We start from the raw sequence: 3,298 nt of genomic DNA, 5'->3' as shown, positions 1-3,298 counted from the left end.
GGCCCCCTGCACGTACCGCACGGCCGTGCGGTCGTAGCCCTGCGACAAGATGCCCTCCTCCTGGGTCTTGGTCTGCAAGGCCCCGTAATGGCCCTGTTTTAGCCCCTCTGACGTGCCCAACTGCTTTTGCAAGGTCTTGACCTGCTCGGCGGCGGCCGTGCTCACCTGGGCCAATTCTGCGAGCTTTTCCATCCGTTCCCGCTCCTGGGCCTGCACCTGGGCCATGCGGGCGGCTATTTCGGCGTTGATACGGGCCTCCTGGGTGGTTTTCCACTCATCGCGGCCTACCAATCGCGGCAGGTCGGGTAGGGTGAAGGGTTCGCGCTCGATGGCCGCTGCGGGCTTGCTCAACTCAGCCACCTTGCGGGCCTGCACGGCCTCCTGGGTGTACTGCCGGCGCATGGGCTGGTGTTCGGCCTGGCTGTGCTCAATGCCGCGCTCAAACTTGTGCGGGGCCATTGCTTGGGCGTACTCGGTTTGCAGCTCGCGCAAGCTCTGGCGGGTAAACGTGTCTTTCGCGCTCAGCCGTCCATCGGGAGTAATGGGCACGATGACCGCGTGGACGTGCGGGGTCTTTTCGTCCTGGTGCAGGGTGAACGAAACCACGTTCTTCTCTCCGTACTTCTCTTGTAAAAATCTAAGATTATCCCCTGCCCATTTGCTTTTAGAATAGTCTACTGCTCGCCCTTCCTTGTCCCGAATAAACCCTTCCGGGCTGCCGGTCATAATCACCTCCACAGCGCGCACCTGGTCGCCCCGCACTTTGCGCGTCACTACCTCGGCAATGCGGGCCTCGGCCAACGTCCAGTAGTCTGTTTTCTCGTGGTTGAGGTATTCTCGGTTGGGGTGCTGCGGGGTCGGGTCGGCGTTGCTCACCTCATGCTGGCGGTAGTTGTGGGTCGTCGCGTTGTGGGCGTGGGCTTGGCTCGTGAGCTTGGCAATGCGTATGATAGCGTAGGCCATAAGTCGGGGCAGTGGGGAACAAAAGGGAAAGAAAAGCGCACGAGCTGGTACCACCCCCAAAGGGGCACACACCAAATTTGAGGGCCTTGCGAAGCTTGGCTCTCAAATTTGGTCTAGTGTGTTACACCATTTGCATGGTCTGGGCTTTCGTGCTTCTTGCCCTACGCCTCTCTTTCCCTTTTGTTCCCCACTGCCCCCTCAACCGTGTTGCATTGTTGCTTGCCCCTTCGGGTCATAGGTTTTTAGGCATGAACTCTGAAACCTGTCTACTCCTATCCGCTCTCCCTGCTCGGCTTTTTTACTTCTCGACCAAACAGGTTTCAGAGTCATGCCTAAAAACCTAACGGCAGAACGGGCACAAAAAAACCGTGCAGCAGAGGGCGAACCTTCAACGCTGCACGGCTTACAATCGAACCAGTAGAGGGCGAACCTTCAACACTGGCAGGTTTCGGTCGGCTGTCTTATTCCTGGGTGGTTGCTCCTCAGCAGAGCCACTTGCGCTTAGACAACAGGACAAAGGTAGTACCCTTTGGACAATCTGCGTAAAACCGGAGAGAGTACAAATTACAACACATCTTTAGCTGTACTGTAATCAATCTGCTCAGCTAGGTTTTTAGTTAGACCTAGCCGTTGCAATTCATAAGTTAAGGCTTGGGGTACATTAGCAATTACCTCCTTGGCGGATTGGCTCTCTCCATAATGGTCTAAGCTGTTATAAGCGAACAGAATTAAAGGATGTGGAGGGCTATCAGATGCAAAACCGTGTTCAACATAGTCCTCTACTTCGGGGTCTAGATAGGTTAAAATGGCTTCCCACTCGCTAAATCGTGGAGTGCCATGCAAAGCCTTTTTGAGCTTAACGCCTAGCTGTTTCAAAGCCAATCGACAAGCCAATTCAGCATTTTTGGCGAGCTGGGACTGTTTTGAAGGGGGCAGTTCAGTATAGTACATAGCTTACCTTTTAGTGCCTTACAGTGCGCTGTTCAACCCCCTCCAGTGCCAGTTCTAAAGACTCTTTCAGGCATGAACTAGCATTCATCATCTTCTCTTCTAAGGTGATTTCCGCTAGTAGCTTTTCCTGGTCAAGCTGAGCCTGCTCTACAATTTCTGTGTGAATCTCCTTCTCTCCATTGGGCTTATAGGAGACATTCATTCTAATTTCCTCGACATCATGCCAGGAACCTCTACCAAAAATGTAGGGATTTGCTAGATATACTCCTTTCCCTTGACGGAATAGAATCTTCTTATCGACAAACTTAACTAGCGCATTATCAATCGTTTTTGGATTTATACTAAGCTCTTCGGCTATCCGGTTTTTAACAGTACTGTTAAGTACTATCTCGTTCGCGTAATCCATCTTTTTAAGCAACTCATACAAGATGCCCGATACCCAAGCTGGTAGCTCTCTCATATGCGCCAAATCTTTCAAATAGAGCTTCACGAAGTGAGGCTCTTTTGGGAGCTGGCTGGTCTTACGGCCACGGACTAATATACCATCTTCATATACCTCTTCTATGAGGTTGATTTTACGGGTTGCAGTGCGTTCACTCATGCGATTTGGATGTACGTTTAAGGGCGCTTCAAAACTAGCTTACAAAAAACACTCATCCAAATCGCATTACCAACGCACTGCTATTTGATTACCAACGCACTGCTATTTGATTACCAACGCACTGCTATTAGATGAGTGTCGTTTTTGATATAGCGTACAGAAATTCAGCAGTTTAACCCCTGTTTTAACGTTTTTCTCCTTCTCTTCTTTTTAGGGGGGGTGTTTTTTGGCTCTTTCGCCGCCGCTACTAAAGCAAAGTACTAAGGCGAACCATTGAGTTTTTAGGGTGATGGTTCGGCTACCGGCCACCCATCCCTATCCCTCCACCCCTGCTCTGGCTTTGGCTCTTGGCCTGCTGGGTGGTTCGCTCGATGGCGGCGTTGAGCTGCAAGGCGAACTCCTTACCGCCCGGGTGCAGTTCGGTGGTTAAGAATCTGGCTCCGGTCTGCTCGTGGATAATGGCCGATTTCCCTGGTGTGCTGCGCTCGACCTGATAGCCCTGCTTGCCCAACTGCTCGATGAGCGCTTGCGCATTGGCTACTTTTCCCTTCAAAATATGCTCTAGACGCTCATTTAAGGCACTTTTTTCTTCGATGATGACCTGCTGCCCGTACTCCCGCAATTCGGGCAGGTCGGCCCCCTGCACGTACCGCACGGCCGTGCGGTCGTAGCCCTGCGACAAGATGCCCTCCTCCTGGGTCTTGGTCTGCAAGGCCCCGTAATGGCCCTGTTTTAGCCCCTCTGACGTGCCCAACTGCTTTTGCAAGGTCTTGACCTGCTCGG

General features: G+C 52.3%; 4 protein-coding genes. All 4 read right to left on the bottom strand.

Annotated elements, in window-relative coordinates:
- Nucleotides 1–963 (bottom strand): MobV family relaxase (gene mobV, locus D0T11_RS21525; RefSeq protein WP_119657861.1); only part of this gene is annotated, 963 nt, incomplete at its 3' end.
- Nucleotides 964–1,527: 564 nt separating this feature from the next.
- Nucleotides 1,528–1,914: a hypothetical protein gene (locus D0T11_RS22320; RefSeq protein WP_147374792.1), complete on the bottom strand. Its 387-nt coding sequence runs from the start codon at nucleotides 1,912–1,914 to the stop codon at nucleotides 1,528–1,530.
- Nucleotides 1,915–1,924: 10 nt separating this feature from the next.
- On the bottom strand, nucleotides 1,925–2,515 hold the full coding sequence (locus tag D0T11_RS21520; RefSeq protein ID WP_119657860.1) for a replication/maintenance protein RepL: 591 nt from the start codon (nucleotides 2,513–2,515) through the stop codon (nucleotides 1,925–1,927).
- A 298-nt stretch (nucleotides 2,516–2,813) separates the two neighbouring features.
- Nucleotides 2,814–3,298 (bottom strand): hypothetical protein (locus D0T11_RS21515; protein ID WP_220473765.1); only part of this gene is annotated, 485 nt, incomplete at its 5' end.

This window comes from Hymenobacter rubripertinctus (assembly GCF_003583925.1).
Classification (GTDB): domain Bacteria; phylum Bacteroidota; class Bacteroidia; order Cytophagales; family Hymenobacteraceae; genus Hymenobacter; species Hymenobacter rubripertinctus.
This window is presented reverse-complemented; position numbering and strand designations above follow the sequence as displayed.

Excerpts from the sequence above, each read along its gene's own strand:
- D0T11_RS21520 (WP_119657860.1), bottom strand. The coding sequence starts at position 2,515 with ATGAGTGAACGCACTGCAACCCGTAAAATCAACCTCATAGAAGAGGTA.
- D0T11_RS22320 (WP_147374792.1), bottom strand. The coding sequence starts at position 1,914 with ATGTACTATACTGAACTGCCCCCTTCAAAACAGTCCCAGCTCGCCAAA.